17 protein-coding genes are annotated in these 15,177 nt (G+C 60.5%); 10 read left to right on the top strand and 7 right to left on the bottom strand.

Annotated elements, in window-relative coordinates; translation table 11 throughout:
- Window position 1: 1 nt before the first annotated feature.
- A complete protein-coding gene (locus BUC08_RS09485) occupies window positions 2-946 on the bottom strand; it encodes an NAD(P)-dependent oxidoreductase (RefSeq protein ID WP_037924429.1) in 945 nt (314 codons plus the stop codon).
- A 336-nt stretch (window positions 947-1,282) separates the two neighbouring features.
- Between BUC08_RS09485 and BUC08_RS09480 the strand changes: the two genes are divergently transcribed.
- The 7 genes from BUC08_RS09480 to BUC08_RS09450 all read left to right on the top strand — a co-directional run bounded on the left by BUC08_RS09480 (window position 1,283) and on the right by BUC08_RS09450 (window position 7,917).
- On the top strand, window positions 1,283-3,424 hold the full coding sequence (locus BUC08_RS09480) for a hybrid sensor histidine kinase/response regulator (protein ID WP_143186711.1): 2,142 nt from the start codon (window positions 1,283-1,285) through the stop codon (window positions 3,422-3,424).
- 75 nt (window positions 3,425-3,499) lie between these two features.
- Window positions 3,500-3,943: a MarR family winged helix-turn-helix transcriptional regulator gene (locus BUC08_RS09475; protein WP_037924433.1), complete on the top strand. Its 444-nt coding sequence runs from the start codon at window positions 3,500-3,502 to the stop codon at window positions 3,941-3,943.
- A 4-nt stretch (window positions 3,944-3,947) separates the two neighbouring features.
- Window positions 3,948-4,322: a response regulator gene (locus BUC08_RS09470; protein ID WP_037924435.1), complete on the top strand. Its 375-nt coding sequence runs from the start codon at window positions 3,948-3,950 to the stop codon at window positions 4,320-4,322.
- Window positions 4,323-4,437: 115 nt separating this feature from the next.
- Complete coding sequence (locus tag BUC08_RS09465) at window positions 4,438-4,644, top strand: hypothetical protein (protein ID WP_037924437.1); 207 nt, start codon at window positions 4,438-4,440, stop codon at window positions 4,642-4,644.
- A 197-nt stretch (window positions 4,645-4,841) separates the two neighbouring features.
- Window positions 4,842-5,288, top strand: coding sequence for a MarR family winged helix-turn-helix transcriptional regulator (locus BUC08_RS09460; protein ID WP_051694143.1), 447 nt, complete (start codon window positions 4,842-4,844; stop codon window positions 5,286-5,288).
- Window positions 5,285-6,385, top strand: coding sequence for an HlyD family secretion protein (locus BUC08_RS09455; protein WP_037924439.1), 1,101 nt, complete (start codon window positions 5,285-5,287; stop codon window positions 6,383-6,385). The genes BUC08_RS09460 and BUC08_RS09455 overlap by 4 nt, the downstream gene beginning before the upstream one ends.
- On the top strand, window positions 6,382-7,917 hold the full coding sequence (locus BUC08_RS09450; RefSeq protein WP_081855348.1) for a DHA2 family efflux MFS transporter permease subunit: 1,536 nt from the start codon (window positions 6,382-6,384) through the stop codon (window positions 7,915-7,917). The genes BUC08_RS09455 and BUC08_RS09450 overlap by 4 nt, the downstream gene beginning before the upstream one ends.
- On the opposite strand, the gene BUC08_RS09445 is transcribed toward BUC08_RS09450, so the two are convergent.
- Complete coding sequence (locus BUC08_RS09445; protein ID WP_037924441.1) at window positions 7,914-8,414, bottom strand: MarR family winged helix-turn-helix transcriptional regulator; 501 nt, start codon at window positions 8,412-8,414, stop codon at window positions 7,914-7,916. The genes BUC08_RS09450 and BUC08_RS09445 overlap by 4 nt on opposite strands.
- 76 nt (window positions 8,415-8,490) lie before the next feature.
- Here BUC08_RS09445 and BUC08_RS09440 point away from each other — a divergent pair, with 76 nt between their 5' ends.
- A complete protein-coding gene (locus BUC08_RS09440) occupies window positions 8,491-9,366 on the top strand; it encodes an EamA family transporter (protein WP_037924443.1) in 876 nt (291 codons plus the stop codon).
- Here the strand turns inward: BUC08_RS09440 and BUC08_RS09435 are convergent.
- The 5 genes from BUC08_RS09435 to BUC08_RS09415 are packed head-to-tail and all read right to left on the bottom strand — an operon-like array spanning window position 9,363 to window position 13,481.
- Window positions 9,363-10,145, bottom strand: a complete 783-nt coding sequence (locus BUC08_RS09435; protein ID WP_037924445.1) for an amino acid ABC transporter ATP-binding protein — start codon at window positions 10,143-10,145, stop codon at window positions 9,363-9,365. The two genes, BUC08_RS09440 and BUC08_RS09435, sit on opposite strands and share 4 nt — an antisense overlap.
- Window positions 10,142-10,810, bottom strand: a complete 669-nt coding sequence (locus BUC08_RS09430) for an amino acid ABC transporter permease (protein ID WP_037924447.1) — start codon at window positions 10,808-10,810, stop codon at window positions 10,142-10,144. Before BUC08_RS09430 ends, BUC08_RS09435 begins: the two co-directional genes overlap by 4 nt.
- Complete coding sequence (locus tag BUC08_RS09425; protein ID WP_037924705.1) at window positions 10,810-11,457, bottom strand: amino acid ABC transporter permease; 648 nt, start codon at window positions 11,455-11,457, stop codon at window positions 10,810-10,812. The genes BUC08_RS09430 and BUC08_RS09425 overlap by 1 nt, the downstream gene beginning before the upstream one ends.
- 59 nt (window positions 11,458-11,516) lie before the next feature.
- A complete protein-coding gene (locus tag BUC08_RS09420) occupies window positions 11,517-12,335 on the bottom strand; it encodes a transporter substrate-binding domain-containing protein (RefSeq protein ID WP_037924449.1) in 819 nt (272 codons plus the stop codon).
- A 57-nt stretch (window positions 12,336-12,392) separates the two neighbouring features.
- Window positions 12,393-13,481 carry an aminotransferase class I/II-fold pyridoxal phosphate-dependent enzyme gene (locus BUC08_RS09415; RefSeq protein WP_037924452.1) on the bottom strand — a complete coding sequence of 363 codons (1,089 nt, stop codon included), beginning with the start codon at window positions 13,479-13,481 and terminating at the stop codon, window positions 12,393-12,395.
- A 196-nt stretch (window positions 13,482-13,677) separates the two neighbouring features.
- On the opposite strand from BUC08_RS09415, the gene BUC08_RS09410 reads away from it, so the two are divergent.
- Together BUC08_RS09410 and BUC08_RS09405 are read left to right on the top strand one after the other, a co-directional pair.
- Complete coding sequence (locus BUC08_RS09410) at window positions 13,678-14,385, top strand: GntR family transcriptional regulator (RefSeq protein WP_037924454.1); 708 nt, start codon at window positions 13,678-13,680, stop codon at window positions 14,383-14,385.
- Window positions 14,386-14,491: 106 nt separating this feature from the next.
- Window positions 14,492-15,094 carry a GntR family transcriptional regulator gene (locus tag BUC08_RS09405; protein WP_037924456.1) on the top strand — a complete coding sequence of 201 codons (603 nt, stop codon included), beginning with the start codon at window positions 14,492-14,494 and terminating at the stop codon, window positions 15,092-15,094.
- Window positions 15,095-15,177: the final 83 nt, after the last annotated feature.

Below are 15,177 nucleotides of genomic sequence, written 5' to 3'. Positions count from 1 at the left end.
GTCAGTGTCGCCGCACCACCTCATAGCCGCGTTCCTCCGGCTCATCATCGACCAGTTCCTGCGGGAAGCCCTCTGCCAGAATGGACAGCCCCGTCGCCTCTTCCAGCCGCTCGATCATGCGGTCAGACTGTGCCCGCGTCCCATAACGGGCCTGCCCGTCGGTCATCATGCGGATCATCAGCGGCGAGATTTCCAGCGGCACGCCCGCATCGTCCGCCAGCTTTTGAAACAGGCCGATGTCCTTTTGCACCAGATCCATCGTGAAATTCACGTCACGCGACCCCGACAGGATCAGCTGGCTTTCGGTCTCGTGGACAAAGCTGTTGCCCGATGACATGGCAATCGCCTCATAGGTCAACGCCAGGTCCACGCCCGAAGCTTTCATGACCGTCAGCGCCTCGCACAGCGTCAGCAGGTTCGCAGTGGCCAGATAGTTGGTCATCACCTTCAGCGTCGAGGCCGTGCCAATATCGCCCACGTGCAGGATGCGCCGCCCCATGTGGGTCAGCACCGGCAACACCCGTTCAAACGTGTCCCGATCACAGCCCGCATAGATCGAGATGTTGCCCGTGTCCGCCCGGTGGCAACCACCCGACACCGGGCAATCAACCGCATGCCCCCCTGCTGCCGCCACCAATGCGGCCAGGCGCCGGATCTCGGCGGCGTCGGTCGTGGACATCTCGATCCAGATTTTGCCCGCGCGCACTTCGGGCAGCATCTGTTCCACCACCGCCGCCGACGCGGCAGGTGACGGCAGACAGGTGATCACGACATCACAGTCGCGCATCATCTGCACAGGCCCCTGCCCCGCGACCGCGCCATCGGCAACCTTTTGCGCCACCAGCGCAGCGTCCAGATCATGCGCAACCACATCCAGACCGTTGCGCACCAAGCTTCCTGAAAGTTTGCCGCCGACATTCCCCAGACCGATAAAACCGATTTTCATCTTAGGACTCCCCGTATTCACCCGAATGTCGTAGCCTGAACGGGCTCAAGTCCGTTCTAATTGCGACAGAAGTGCGACTCCGGGCCGAAACGCAAACCGCTGCGCACACCAAAGCTGGTTTTTTTGCCAGAACGATTGTTGTGTGGTGGCTAATACTCAGACGTTTTATGTTCTTTGGGTTCTAGGATAAATTAAATCAGCCAACCGGATAACATACGCCCGCGCAAACAGTCAGGGCTTGGCCCCCCGAACCGACGCTATCCGACGTCATTGTTCCGGACGACGCTTGTTTGCGCATTAGTAGCCAGCTTGCTCGGCCTTTTGATCGCCGCGAACATGGCAGCGCGCCCCGACCCGCGCCGGATCGACGTTTTGGCCAGCATCGGCAGCGCGCGGATCACAGGCCAGATAGAAAACCCCGCACTGGTGCAGTCAACTCTTGAAGAACTGGTGGCCTCTGACGGCCTGATCGGCGCGCGCGCTGCCTACGCCGATGGCCAGGACATCGTTGTCGGCAAGATTGACGGTGACGACGATGCGGTGACCGCCTCGGCGCCGTTCGGGTCCGCGCAAAATGGCACGTCCGAGCCTTTGGGCACGCTGACCCTGTACGGCCCGGCAAAACCGGCCGGCAGCCAGAGCCTGCTGTTGACGCTTTTGATCGTCCTGGGAATTCTCGCCTGCCTGCTTGCAGTGTGTCTGGCGTTCTATGCTCTGCTGAACCGCAGCGTTCTGCGCCCGTTGGACGAAATGGCGCAGGAGTTAAAGGAAACGGGAACCTCACGACACGATCATTCAATCCGGTTCAGCGAAAACACGCAGAACCACATGACCGGACCACTGCGCGAAATCGCCGCCTTGCTTGAAACAAAAGGCCGCAGCCTGAGCAAATCCGACCCGGTGTCGGACCAGCAACACCATCACCTGGCCCGCACCGTCGCAATCGCACAAATGGGCTATGCAACACTGGACATTGAAAAAAAACGGTTCATCAGTTGCGACCCCGCCTTCGCCGGATTGCTGGATCGCGAAGTGGATGACGTTCTGAAATCGGAGTCGATCGAAACACTTCGCAGCGACCTGGTCCTGGATTTCGACGAGACCGAAAGCGCGGCCCGGCGCGAGGCGATCATCCTGGGAAAATCCGTCGACGAGACCTATCGCATTATCCGTCACAGTGGCGAAATTCGCTACATCCGCGTCCTCATGAACCCGGTTTCAAGACCTGGCCAAGACCCGCAGATCGTTGAATTGGTCGGACAGGACGTCACGGAACAGCGGCTGGCCGAATTGCGCGCCAATCAGGCCGACCGGATATCGACCATCGGCAACCTCACCGGCGGCGTGGCTCATGACTTTAACAATCTGCTGGCGATCATCTCTGGCAATATCGAGCTGGCCGCGCTTGCCCATGCTCCGAAGGAAAGGCTTGAGTACATCGACAATGCGCTGACCGCTGTCGCGCGCGGGGCCGCGCTGACCCAGCAACTTCTGGCCTTTGCGCGCAATCAACCGCTGTCGCCCAAGATCATCGGCGTGAAAAAGCTTGTGACCGACATGCTGCCTGCAATGCGCGCGGCTCTGGGGCCTAATATCCAGATCGTAGAACCCGATGGGCCGGAAAACTGGATGATCAACGCTGACGCGGCCAAATTGGAAACGTGCCTTATGAACATCGTGGGCAATGCTGCGGATGCCATGCCCCAGGGCGGAACGCTGACAATTTCGCTGAGCAACCGCGACATCGACAGCTTTCAGGCCCGCCAGATGCCGGGGTCGGAACCGGGTGAATATGTCTGCATCGAATTGGCGGACACGGGCACGGGGATGAGCCGCGCCGTCGCGGCCAAGGCTTTTGATCCCTTCTTTACCACCAAGAATGTCGGCAAGGGCACTGGTATGGGGCTATCGATGGTGCTGGGCTTTGCGCAGCAATCGGGGGGGTTCACGTCCTTGCACACGGTGCAGGGGCGCGGCACGGCTGTGCGGATCTTTTTGCCACGCGCCAATTCCACGGTCGTGCCTGACACGTCTGACGCGATGGCAACCGAAGCGCCCAGTGATCTTTTGAAAGGGTGCCACGTGCTGCTGATCGAGGACGAAGATCAACTGCGCTTGCTCTACGCCACCAAACTCGAATCCTTTGGATGCAAGGTCACACAGGCGTCGACGGGAGAAAAAACCTTGGAACTGGCGCGCACCATGGACCCGCCGGACATCATCCTGAGCGATATCATCCTGCCCGGCGCGATGAACGGCATCGACACGGCCGATGCGCTGGTCAAATATTTCCCCAACGCGACGGTCATTTTCATCTCGGGTTTTTCGCAGAATGCCGCTGTGCATAACGGGATGTTGGCGATGGGACGAATGTTGCTGCAGAAACCCTTTACGCGCGCAAAACTGGCAGCCACACTTTTTGACGCTATATCTCAAAGGACCACTCACGGTAATCTGCCCGAAGGTCCGAATGAATAACTTGTTTATGGTGCCACTTCACCACTCTGTTTCCTGCAGAACGTGTCAGGAATTGAATGCCAACGGTCTGTGCATATGACCAGCGCAAATCAGGACAAGGCCTCTTTGGCCGCGGCCGTTTTGCTGGAGCGATTGATCCGCGACACCTATACCGCGCGACATTCGTCGGAAATCCAGCCGTTGCAGTGGTCCATTCTGCGCTATCTGGCGCGCTCTCCCGAGGACCAGCGCCAGTTGCGGCGCATCGCGCCGTTTCTGAATCTCACGCCCTCGCCCGTGGCGCGTGCGATCACAACTTTGGCACAGCGTGGCCTGGTCACCCAACGTGTGAACAATAGCGACAGCAGGATAAAGACGATATCGTTGACCCAATTGGGTCTTGAAGCTTTGAGCCAAGACCCTATCGTTGATGTAGCAACCAGGATAGACGCACTACCAGAGGGCGAGCGACAAGACTTTATCAGGTCAGTCCGAACGCTTGCGTTGGGAACTTCTTATTACCCTAGACCCGTGGATTAAGACGGTGGCAACACAGATACTTCTCGTTGAAGACGACCCGGCAGTTCGGCACCTGATCGTGCAATTCCTGCAACGGGATGGCGCGGATGTTCACGAGGCCGAAACGCTCGAACAGGCACGGACCATTCTGTCCGACCGGAATGATATCAACCTTGCGATTCTGGATTTCTGGCTGGGCAATGACAATGCCGTCGGATTGATGGACGACCTGCGCGCAGATCTTGCCGGGCTGCCTGTGCTGATCATTTCGGGCGGCAACGCGGCCACCGACCTTGAAACCACCCAAGCCATCGCAGACATCAGCGGCGCGGTGGCCTTTCTGCAAAAGCCCTTTCGCAAGAAAGACCTGCTGTCTGCCGTCGCGGACGCACTGGCCTAATTGTTTTCGTTTTCCTGAAGCTTCGTATCCAGATTTAAGATAGACTTTTCGAAAACTTTGATGCATTATTGCTAGTAGCAAATATCTATTTGGTTGTGTGCCTAAAGGTCTGGTTATGAGTGGTCTTGCCAAAGACGCTGTCTGCGAAGCGCAAAAAGTCCTGGAGGATCTCGCAGGGTATCTTCGCGCTGTTGGAAACGACTTGACGGACGAATCGGCACTTCAACTGGATGTCATGGCAAATCGGCTGGAACAGATCGCGCGCGAGTGTGAGCCTGTCCAGACGACCACACGCCCAAAGCTTTACTGCGTCAAAGGCTAACGCAGAAACCACGCCCACCCCTTATCGCATTGTCATCGTAGCCACAGGCTGCGGTATCACTCCCCCTATATCTCAGAAGCGTCTTCAGCCTTCCTTGATTGTGTGAGGCTGCAAATGCTGTTGTGCACAGCTGCACAGGTCGGGACCTTTTTTACTACATGTCCGTATAATACATGTACGTACAAAGGAGAGCCCCAATGCGAGATATCATGATGCTGTTGCACGAAACCGCCGGACTGATGCGGCGCCGGTTCGAGCAGGCGGCACGCCCCGAAGAACTTACCTTGATGCAATGGCGCGCGCTTGGGCTGCTGGAACGCAACGGCCCGATGCGTCAGGTCGAGATCAAGGAAGCGCTGGAAGCCTCTCCCATGACCATCAGCGATCTGGCGGAAAGGATGCAATCGGCAGGCCTTGTGGTCCGCCAGACCGATCCGCACGACAGCCGCGCCAAGACACTGACGCTGACCGAGGCGGGTCACGCCAAATACGCAACCATGCATCAGATCAGCGAAGCGGTCTTTGAAGAGGTCGCTGTCGGCATATCCCCCGAGACAAAGGACGCCCTGCGCAACGGGTTGAGTGCCATCAAGATGAATCTGGGAAGTGCCACAGGCATCCCCGAAAAGGACACAAGACAATGAACGCGCAACCAGACAAGATCGAAACAGCGGACACGGAACCGGTTCAGCCAGCCGCCACCCCGGCACCAGAGGCGCGCCCCCCGCGCGGTCGGCGGCGCGCGCTTATGATATCCGTGCCCTTGCTGCTGGCTCTGGCCGGTGCCGGTGCGTGGCTGTTCGGCGGGCGCTATATCAGCACCGACAACGCCTATATCCACCAGCCGATGACAGCCATTTCCGCCGATGTCAGTGGCCGCGTCAGCGATGTTCTGGTGACCGAAAATGAACAGGTCACCGCGGGCACCCCGCTTTTCCGGCTTGACCCAGCCGACTATAAAATCGCCCTGTCCACTGCCGACGCGCAACTTGCGGCCGCCCGGCTGGCCGTCGAACAACAGCGCGCCGCCTATCAGACCGCACAGGCCCAGTTGCAGGCCGCCCAGAACATCGAGGATGTGAAAAGCCGTGAGTTGAAGCGCCAGCAAGAGCTGACGGATCGCGGCATCGGCACCCAGGTGGCGCTGGACGAGGCGATGATCGCCTTCCGCTCTGCCGCTAACGCCGTCACGCTGGCGCAACGCGAGGTAGACGCTGCCGCCACGGCGCTGGGGGGTGATCCGCAGGTCGAAACCGACGCATTGCCTTCGGTCCGTGCCGCGCTGGCCGCCCGCGAATCCGCCGCCCGTCATCTTGAACAAACGGAAATCACCGCCGCCACCGGGGGCACCATCAACCAGATCGAAAGCCTGAACGTCGGACAGTTCCTGGCCGCAGGCACCGGCATCGCACAACTGGTCGACAACTCGCACACCTGGGTCGAGGCGAATTTCAAGGAAACCCAGCTTGCAGATCTGTCCCCGGGCCAGCCGGTCACCATCGAGGTCGATGCCTATCCCGGCATGGAACTGACCGGCACCGTGGAAAGCTTTGCCTCGGCCACCGGCTCACAATTCTCGCTGATCCCCGCCCAGAACGCGACCGGCAACTGGGTCAAGGTGGTGCAACGGGTGCCCGTGCGGATCCAGATCACCGACACGCCTGACCGCCCCCTGCGCGATGGCATGAGCGTCTCTGTCTCGGTCGACACAGGCCACAACCGTCTGGAAGGTCTCAAGTGAGCAGCGCCGCCGCATCTTCGGGCGCGGCCCCCGCCGCGCCGGCGCTGACCCCGCCCAACGTCAAGGTCGCAGCCCCCGCGTTGCTGACCGCGTCGATCATGGTGGCGACCGTGATGCAGGTGCTGGACACCACCATCGCCAACGTGGCCCTGCCCCACATGGCCTCCAGCCTGAACGCAACACAGGAAGAAATCACCTGGGTGCTGACGTCGTATATCGTGGCCTCGGCCATCGCGACGCCGTTGACCGGCTGGGTGTCCGACCGTGTCGGCCGGCGCATGGTGTTCATCGTGGCCATCGCCGGTTTCGTGCTGTCGTCGATGCTGTGCGGATTTTCCTCCACCCTGCCCGAAATGGTGGTCTTTCGCATCGTCCAGGGCATCTGTGGCGCCTCCCTGATCCCGCTCGCGCAGTCGGTCCTGCTGGACATCAACCCGCGTGAAAAGATCGGTCAGGCGATGGCGATCTATGGTGCCGGCATCATGGTCGGCCCGATCATCGGCCCGACGCTGGGCGGCTATCTGACCGAAGTATTCAACTGGCGCTATGTGTTCTTCATCAACCTGCCCGTGGGCATCGTCGCCCTGCTGGGTATCGTTGCCTTCATGCCGCGAGAAGAGACCCGCGAACGCCGTTTTGACCTGGTGGGCTTTGGCCTGCTGGCACTGGCTGTCGGGGCCTTGCAGCTGATGCTGGACCGGGGACAGTCCGAAGACTGGTTTTCCTCGATCGAGATCATTCTCTATGCCGGGCTGGCCGTGTCGGGCCTGTGGGCCTTTGTGATCCATTGCTGGGGCGCCAAGGACCCCTTTGTCGATCTGGGCATGTTCCGCGACCGCAACTTTTTTATGGGGCTGATTTTTATCTTCGTGATCGGCATGACGCTGTTCTCCGGCCTCGCCCTGTTGCCGCCGCTGCTGCAAAAGCTGCTGGGCTATCCGGTGATCGAAACGGGTCTGGTGATGGCCCCGCGCGGCGTGGGCACCATGGTGTCCATGATCGTGGTCGGGCGTCTGGTCAGCCGCTATGACCCCCGCGCGCTGGTGCTGATCGGGCTGGGCCTGACCGCATGGTCGCTGCACATGATGACCGGTTTCGAAACGGGAATGGATTCGCATCTGATCATTATCAGCGGCGTTATCCAGGGCTTTGGCCTGGGCTTTGTCTTTGTGCCGCTGTCCACGCTGACCTTTGCCACCATCGCCCAACGCTATCGCGGCGATGCCACGTCGATGTTCAGCCTTGTGCGCAACGTGGGGTCGGGCGTGGGGATTTCGCTGGTCACCGTGGTGCTGTCGCGGATGAGCACGGTCAACCATGCCGAGATCGCCAGCACCCTGACCGCCCAAGCACCCCAGGTGCGCGATGCCATGCCGCAACTGCTGAACGGCTCCCCGCTTTATGCGTCGATTGCCGATCAGCTTGTGTCACAACAGGCCGCGATGATCGCCTATATCGACAACTTTTTCCTGATGATGATCCTGACCCTGTGCGTGGTGCCCATCGTGTTCCTGCTGAGGAAACCGGGCTAAGGCGCGCTCTGCGGCGCTTCAAAGGCACCAAGCCACTGCCTGAGAAGCCCGTCCAGAGCCGCGCGGTCCTGCGGACTGAGGGCGGACAGAACCTTGTGCTGGTTCGCCACATGCGCAGTGACCACCCTGTCGATCAGCGTGAACCCCTGCGGGGTCAATGCCACGACCGACCCGCGACCATCCTCGGGATTGGGCTTGCGCTCGACCAGCCCTGCCGCTGCGAGCCTGTCCAGACGGTTGGTCATCGTCCCTGAGGTCACCATCGTCCACGCGATCAGTTCGGACGGGCTGAGCGCATAGGGCGCACCAGAGCGCCGCAAGGTGGCCAGCACGTCAAAGCTGGCCGCCGTCAACCCGTTGGCGGCGTAAACTCTCTCAAGTTGCGCGGACACGCGGTCATGCAGCCGTTTCAGACGGCCAAGCACGCCCATCGGCACGACCTCAAGGTCGGGCCGCTCGGTTCTCCATTGTTCCAGAACGCGGTCTACGTGGTCCATGCGTACAGGCTAGGGATTTATATCTTGACGTCAAGACATATCGATATATCTTGACGTCAAGATAAAGGAACACCCCATGTCCAGACACACCGACCTTGCCCTCGCCGCCCTGGCCCCCGCGATCTGGGGCAGCAGCTATATCGTGACGACGCAGATGCTGCCCGATGGCTATCCTTTGACCGTCGCAATGCTGCGCGCCCTGCCCACGGGAATCCTGCTGATGCTGATCACGCGCCGCCTGCCGCCCCTTGACTGGTTGGGCAAACTGGCGGTGCTGGGCGCACTGAACTTCTCGATCTTCTGGGCGGCGCTGTTTCTGGCCGCCTACCGCCTGCCCGGCGGCGTTGCCGCGACCCTTGGGGCGATACAGCCGCTGATCGTACTGTTGCTGGCCCGCGCCGTGCTGGGCAGTGCGCTGCACCTGCGCGGCCTGATCGCCGCCATCGTGGGCATATTCGGCGTGGCGCTGCTGGTCCTGGACCCTGCCGCCCATCCCGACCCGATCGGCATCCTTGCAGCTCTGGGCGGAGCGGTGTCGATGGCCTGCGGCGTGGTGCTGACGCGCAAATGGCAGCCCCCCGTTCCGGCGCTGACCTTTACCGCGTGGCAACTGACCGCCGGGGGGCTGTTGCTGTTGCCCGTCGCGCTGGCCTTTGAGCCCGCCCTGCCGCCGTTGACCGCCACCAATATCGCGGGCTTCCTGTGGCTTGGGCTGATCGGTGCCGCGCTGACCTATTTCTTCTGGTTCCGCGGCATCGAACGGCTTGGCCCCGCCGCCATCACCCGTTTCGGCTTTCTCAGCCCGCTGACGGCGGTGATACTGGGCTGGGCGCTGCTGGGCGAAAGGCTCAGCCCGGCGCAACTCTCAGGTGCGGTGATCGTCATCCTCTGTGTCGCTCTGGGCGGCACACCAACACAGCGCAGCGCCCAACCCGACAGACGCCCCGCTTAGAACTGGTTGCGCGCGTGATAGGTCTCCAGAAACGCCTTGATCCGCGCATCGCTGGGGTTGCGGAAAATCTCGGCAGGCGGCGCACAGCTGACCAGCTCGCCCGCCTCCAAGAACGCCACTTGGTCCGCCACATGCGCGGCAAATCCCATCTCGTGCGTGACGATCACCATCGTCATGCCTTCGCTGGCCAGATCCTTGATCACGGTCAGAACCTCGCCCACCAATTCTGGGTCCAGCGCCGAGGTCGGCTCGTCGAACAGCATCAGCTTTGGCTCCATCGCCACCGCGCGCGCAATCGCCACCCGCTGTTGCTGACCGCCGGACAGACGGTTGGGGAACGACTCCGTCTTGTCCCCCAGCCCCACCTTCTGCAACGCCGCAGCCGCCTTGCGCGCGGCCTCTGCCTTGGACAGGCCCTGAACCTGCACCAGTGCCTCGGCCACGTTCTGCTGCGCGGTCATATGGGGCCACAGGTTGAACTGCTGGAACACCATGCCAATCGACCGGCGCATCTCGCGCAGGCGGCGCGCCGACATCTTGCGCCCGCCCACGGATTCCAGTCCGATCACCTGACCGTCAATTTCGACTGCCCCTTCCTGATATTCCTCAAGAAAGTTGATGCAGCGCAGCAGCGTCGACTTGCCCGACCCCGATGGACCGATCAGACAGGTCACCTTGCCTGCGGGGATCGACAGATTGATGTTCTTCAACGCATGGAAACTGTTGTAATATTTCCCCAGAGCGGTGATTTCGACGGATGAGGCATTTTCAGAGGTCACGCGCTCAGCTCCTTTGACAAAAAGGCATTGGTCTTCAATTCCAGCTTGCGGCCCGCCCACGAGATCACCTCGACAAAGCCCCAGTAGAACAGCGCCAGCGCGAACATCGCCTCCATATAGGCAAAGGTTTCGGCTGACATGGTTTGCACCTGATACAGCAGCTCGGGCACCGTCACGATGGACAGGATCGCCGTCTCCTTGGTCAGGATGATGGAAAAATTGGTCAGCGGCGGCACCGAGGACACCATCAGAATAGGCAGCGTGATCCGGCGCAGGATCGTCCCCTCGGACATCGCCATCGCACGCCCCGCTTCGATCATGCCACGCGGCACCGCTTGCAAACCGGCGCGGAAAATCTCGGCGTAATAGGGGCTGCCATAGATGATCAGGCCCAGGATGCCCGCAGGCACAGGGTCCAGCCGCAGGCCGATGTTCGGCCCGCCGTAATAAAGGATGAACAGCTGGATCAGGAACGGCGTGCCCCGGATCACCTCGATATACCCGCGCAGCACATAGCGCAGCGGGCGCGGCCCGTAATACATCGCCACCGCAATGACAAAACCCAGCGCAACGCCCCCCGCGGCCCCTACGATCCAGCACAGGACGGTGTTCAGCAGACCGCACAGCAGTATCGGGCCGTATTGGACGAAAAGATCAATATCCATCAGTAATCCAACCTTTTTTCCAGCGCCTGCCCCAGCCCCGCCAGCGCCAGGTTGATCACCAGATAAATCGCCGCCGCCGCGATGTAGATTTCAAGCGGGCGAAAGGTGGCCGCCGAAATCGACTGGCTCATCCGCGTCAGCTCGACAATGCCCACGGCGGACACCAGCGACGACACTTTGACCAGCATGATCAGCTCGTTCACCAAGGACGGCATCGAGATTTTCAGGGCCTGCGGGATCAGGATGCGCTTCCAGATGGTAAAGGGATGCATGCCCAGCGCCGCCGCCGCTTCGGCCTGACCATGCGGCACAGCGATCAGCGCCCCACGCAGAATTTCCGCGATATAGGCCGCCGCACACAGGCCGATGCTGCACACAGCCGCCCAAAGCGGGGGGATGTCGATGCCAACAGAAGGCAGAAAATAATAGGCCAGCAAAAGCTGCACCAACAGCGGAACTCCGCGAAAAAAACTGACGTAAAGCGCGGCAATGCGGCTGATCCAGCGGATCGGCGAAAGCCGCGCCACGCACAGCACGATGCCCATCACCAGCCCAAGGCCCATGCCCAGCCCCGACACCAGCAGCGTAAACCGCGTGGCCTGCAACAGATAAGGCAGATTTTCGACAATGGTGGACCAAGAGAACATCGCACGCTCCTTCGACATCAGCAAAACGGGCCCGACCATTGGCCGGACCCGTTGCGGTGTTACTTGACCGCAGGCATCTCGCGCGGCAGCTCCACGGCCGTGCCCAGCCATTTTTCATGCAGCTTCGCCATGCGACCGTCGTCCTGCATGTTCAAGAGGATCTCGTTTACGGCAGCGATCATGCTCTCGGTCTCTTCCGATTTCACGGCAACCCATGCGAAATATTTCTTCTCGCCGAACACCGGTGTGACAGTCTCGAAAATCTCGGGACGCTTCGACGCGGCATAACCCAACAGCGGGAACGATCCCGCAACCGCATCCAGACGTCCGGCGGCCAGATCGGCATAAGCCTCGTCCACCGACGAATATTCACGCACGTCGATGCCGCCCAGACCTTCGCCAAAGACTTTCAACTGCTCAAGCTGCGCTGACCCTTTTTGCGAGCCAACCACCAGACCGGCAATGTCCTCGGGCTTGGTGATACGGTCGTCGCCTGTGCGCTTGATCAGACCCACCGACGCATCGGCAATCGGCAGGGTAAAGGCATAGCGTTCCATCCGCTCGGCGGTGATGGTGACCGGTGCGTTGACCATCTGGAACTTGCCTGCTTCCAGGCCGGGCAGAACCGATGTCCACGGCAGGTCGTTGTATTTCGGTGTGACGCCCAGATCCTTGGTGACTTCGTCCATCAGGTCCTTGCACAGACCTTCGTACTGGCCGTTCACCAGCAGATCGAAAGGCGCATAGTGCATCTCGGTGCCAAAGGTCATCTCGCCCGAGGCCTTGATGTCCGCCAGCATGTCAGCGGCAGCCGAACCGGCTGCAAACACGGCCAGGCCCAGCCCCAGAACCGCGCCTTTGAAAGAATAGATATTCATGGTTTTCACTCTCTGTTTTCAAGTTTCATGAAAGGCCGCACACCCGCGCGGCCCACATCAGGCAGCCGGTTGAACTCCGAGCTTTGTCAGCGCTTCGATGAACGCCTTATTGTCTTGCGGCGTGCCCACGGACACCCGTAAAAATCTGTCAAATCCATCCTCAAGCCAGGCTTTGACCAGGACACCTTCGCCGCGCAATTTTTCTGCAACATCAACGGCATGGTCCGAAGTCTCGAAGAAGATCGCATTGCTCTTGGACGGCGGCAAGCGAAATCCCATGTCGCGCAGGGTTTGCGCCAACGCATCGCGGGCGGCGATGGTTTTTTGCACAGTGTCCGCCAGAAAAGCCCGGTCCTCGAACGCCGCCTGCCCCATCGCCTGCGCCACCGCGTTGGCGTTGAACGGCGGTGTCAGCTTGCGCACGGCATCGCGCAACGTGGCGCTGCTGCACAGCCCATAGCCCACGCGCATCCCCGCCAGTCCATAGGCCTTTGAAAACGTGCGCAAGCTGATCCAGTTCAGGCCGCTGGCCTTCAGCGCCGACAGGCTGTTGATCGGGTTGTATTCAAAATAGGCCTCATCCAGCAGCACCAGCGTTTCATTGTGCGTGGCGGCCAGAAGCTCGTGTAATTCGTTCAGCGTCAGCGCCACGCCCAGCGGGTTCGACGGGCTGGAGATCGCAAACACCTTGGGCTTGCGCGCCAGTGCCGCCTTCAACTCCCCCATCGGCAGGGTCCAGTCGGTACTGTAACGCACGGTTTCAACCGGTATTTTCAACCCCTGCGCCGCCAGCGTGTGCAACCCAAAGCCCGGCGTGACCGTCAGCACGTGATCACCCGCCCCCAGCACCGCACCATACAGCGCATAGATCAGCTCTTCAGAGCCATTGCCCAGAACGATGCAACCGGCATCGATCCCTGTGGACTCGGCCAGCGCATCGCGCAGCCCGGTGCCGTTCCCGTCAGGATAAAGATGCGCCTGCGCCACCGCTGCCTGACCGGCGGAAAGTGCGCGCGGCGACACGCCAAACGGGGTCTCGTTGCTGTCCAGCTTGGCGCGGGGCGCGCGTCCGTACAGGCTGCGGAATCGCGCGATGGGCAGGCCGGCGTTATAGGCGGGCAGCTCAAGAATATGCCGGTTGATCATTCTGCGGGCCTTTTGGGTTCAAGCCATCACGGGCGTTGCACAAATTCTCGTTATGTGCAGACATAAAGAAAATAAACAGGATTGCTAGTCAAGAGGGTAAAATGCAAAAATCCCTTCAGACCAACAATCCCGCCCCTTGGCAGATGAAAAAGCTGGCACCTTGAACCAGCACCGCAACAAAACGGAAAGCAGGCCGATGAGCACACCGGACATAAACTCTTGGCAAAGCGTTCAGGACGAGGTTCTGCGCCGCATCCACAACCGCATCTGGAAGCCCGGTGCGCAGATTCCCAACGAAACCGATCTGGCCAAAGAGTTCAATTGCGGCCGCACCACGGTGAACCGCGCCCTGCGCGAACTGGCTGAAAGCGGAATACTGGAACGCAAACGCAAATCCGGCACCCGTGTCGCCCTGCATCCGGTGTCGCGCGCGGTGATCGCCGTACAGATCGTGCGCCGCGAGATCGAGGAGCGCGGCGCAAGCTATGGCTATGCGCTGATCGACAAGCGCGTGGGCACCCCGCCCCATGCCGTCACCTTTGCCATGGAACTGGCCCAGGGCGAAGAGATGCTGCACGTCAGGGCGGTGCACCTGGCCGATGGCGTGCCTTATGCGCTGGAAGACCGCTGGATTTGCCTGCGCACTGTGCCGCAGGCGCGCGATTACGACTTTGCCCAGAAATCCGCCAACGAATGGCTGCTGGAAAACGTCCCCTACAACCGCGCGACCCTGTCGATTCTGGCGACACCCGCCTCGGCGTTCGAGCAGGAGTATCTGGCCGTGCCGGACAAGGCGTCGATCCTGCACGTCGAACGCGCCACATGGCGCGACAAGGGGCCGGTGACCTTTGTCACCATCTCTTACCAGCCCGGCCACAGGATCATCAGCACGACCACCAGCTGATCGGCAAACGGGCGCGGGACTTGATCACGTCTGCCACAACACCTGACCGGCACCTTGCAGAAAAAACGATCTGTTCGCGTGGTCAGCTTCGCGATAGATCATGACCATGTCCGAACCATCCATAAAACCCGCAGCCATTGCAGAAATCATCGCCGAGGAAATCATCCGCGGCGACATCGCCCAGGGCGCGCGCCTTGGGCAGGATCATATTGCCGAACGCTTCAACTGCAGCCACGTCCCCGTGCGGGAGGCGCTGCAGCGTCTTGTGCAGATGGAACTGGCAACCTTCATCCCCAAACGGGGTGTCCGGGCCTTTTCTCTGTCTGATGCGGATCAGGACGACATCCTGGAGATGAGGCTCGCCCTGGAGCCGATGGCCCTGACCAAGGCAGTCGCCAATTTCACACCCGAAGATATGCAGCAAATGGAGATTTTCCGCCTGGCCTGCGACAACGCCAAAGACCCCATTTCCTGGGAAAAAGCCAACCGGCAGTTTCATCTGGAAATCCTGAAGCCTTGCGCAAGGCCGCTTTTACTGGGCCGCATCGAACAGCTTCAACGGCTTTCGGCACAAAGATTCCACGCAAGATGGCGCGAAACATGGCGCAGCACCTCGGACAAGGACCACGTGGCGATCCTGCACGCCATGGAACGGCGCGAGGACAAAACAGCGGCGACGATCCTGCGGCGACACCTCTCGCGCGGGTGATTGAAGTCCACGCTTGCGAATTATCTATAATTTCATTACCGATAGATTCTGGCTTGAGATTTAATAGATAATCGGAAGGGACA

The sequence above is a fragment of the Pseudosulfitobacter pseudonitzschiae genome, from assembly GCF_900129395.1.
GTDB lineage: Bacteria > Pseudomonadota > Alphaproteobacteria > Rhodobacterales > Rhodobacteraceae > Pseudosulfitobacter > Pseudosulfitobacter pseudonitzschiae.
The sequence above is the reverse complement of the archived record's forward strand: the minus strand, read 5'-3'. Positions and strand labels throughout refer to the sequence as shown.

Coding starts and splice junctions, on each gene's coding strand:
- BUC08_RS09485 (WP_037924429.1), bottom strand. CDS start 946: ATGAAAATCGGTTTTATCGGTCTGGGGAATGTCGGCGGCAAACTTTCA.
- BUC08_RS09480 (WP_143186711.1), top strand. CDS start 1,283: ATGGCAGCGCGCCCCGACCCGCGCCGGATCGACGTTTTGGCCAGCATC.
- BUC08_RS09475 (WP_037924433.1), top strand. CDS start 3,500: ATGACCAGCGCAAATCAGGACAAGGCCTCTTTGGCCGCGGCCGTTTTG.
- BUC08_RS09465 (WP_037924437.1), top strand. CDS start 4,438: ATGAGTGGTCTTGCCAAAGACGCTGTCTGCGAAGCGCAAAAAGTCCTG.
- BUC08_RS09460 (WP_051694143.1), top strand. CDS start 4,842: ATGCGAGATATCATGATGCTGTTGCACGAAACCGCCGGACTGATGCGG.
- BUC08_RS09455 (WP_037924439.1), top strand. CDS start 5,285: ATGAACGCGCAACCAGACAAGATCGAAACAGCGGACACGGAACCGGTT.
- BUC08_RS09445 (WP_037924441.1), bottom strand. CDS start 8,414: ATGGACCACGTAGACCGCGTTCTGGAACAATGGAGAACCGAGCGGCCC.
- BUC08_RS09440 (WP_037924443.1), top strand. CDS start 8,491: ATGTCCAGACACACCGACCTTGCCCTCGCCGCCCTGGCCCCCGCGATC.
- BUC08_RS09430 (WP_037924447.1), bottom strand. CDS start 10,810: ATGGATATTGATCTTTTCGTCCAATACGGCCCGATACTGCTGTGCGGT.
- BUC08_RS09425 (WP_037924705.1), bottom strand. CDS start 11,457: ATGTTCTCTTGGTCCACCATTGTCGAAAATCTGCCTTATCTGTTGCAG.
- BUC08_RS09420 (WP_037924449.1), bottom strand. CDS start 12,335: ATGAATATCTATTCTTTCAAAGGCGCGGTTCTGGGGCTGGGCCTGGCC.
- BUC08_RS09415 (WP_037924452.1), bottom strand. CDS start 13,481: ATGATCAACCGGCATATTCTTGAGCTGCCCGCCTATAACGCCGGCCTG.
- BUC08_RS09410 (WP_037924454.1), top strand. CDS start 13,678: ATGAGCACACCGGACATAAACTCTTGGCAAAGCGTTCAGGACGAGGTT.
- BUC08_RS09405 (WP_037924456.1), top strand. CDS start 14,492: ATGTCCGAACCATCCATAAAACCCGCAGCCATTGCAGAAATCATCGCC.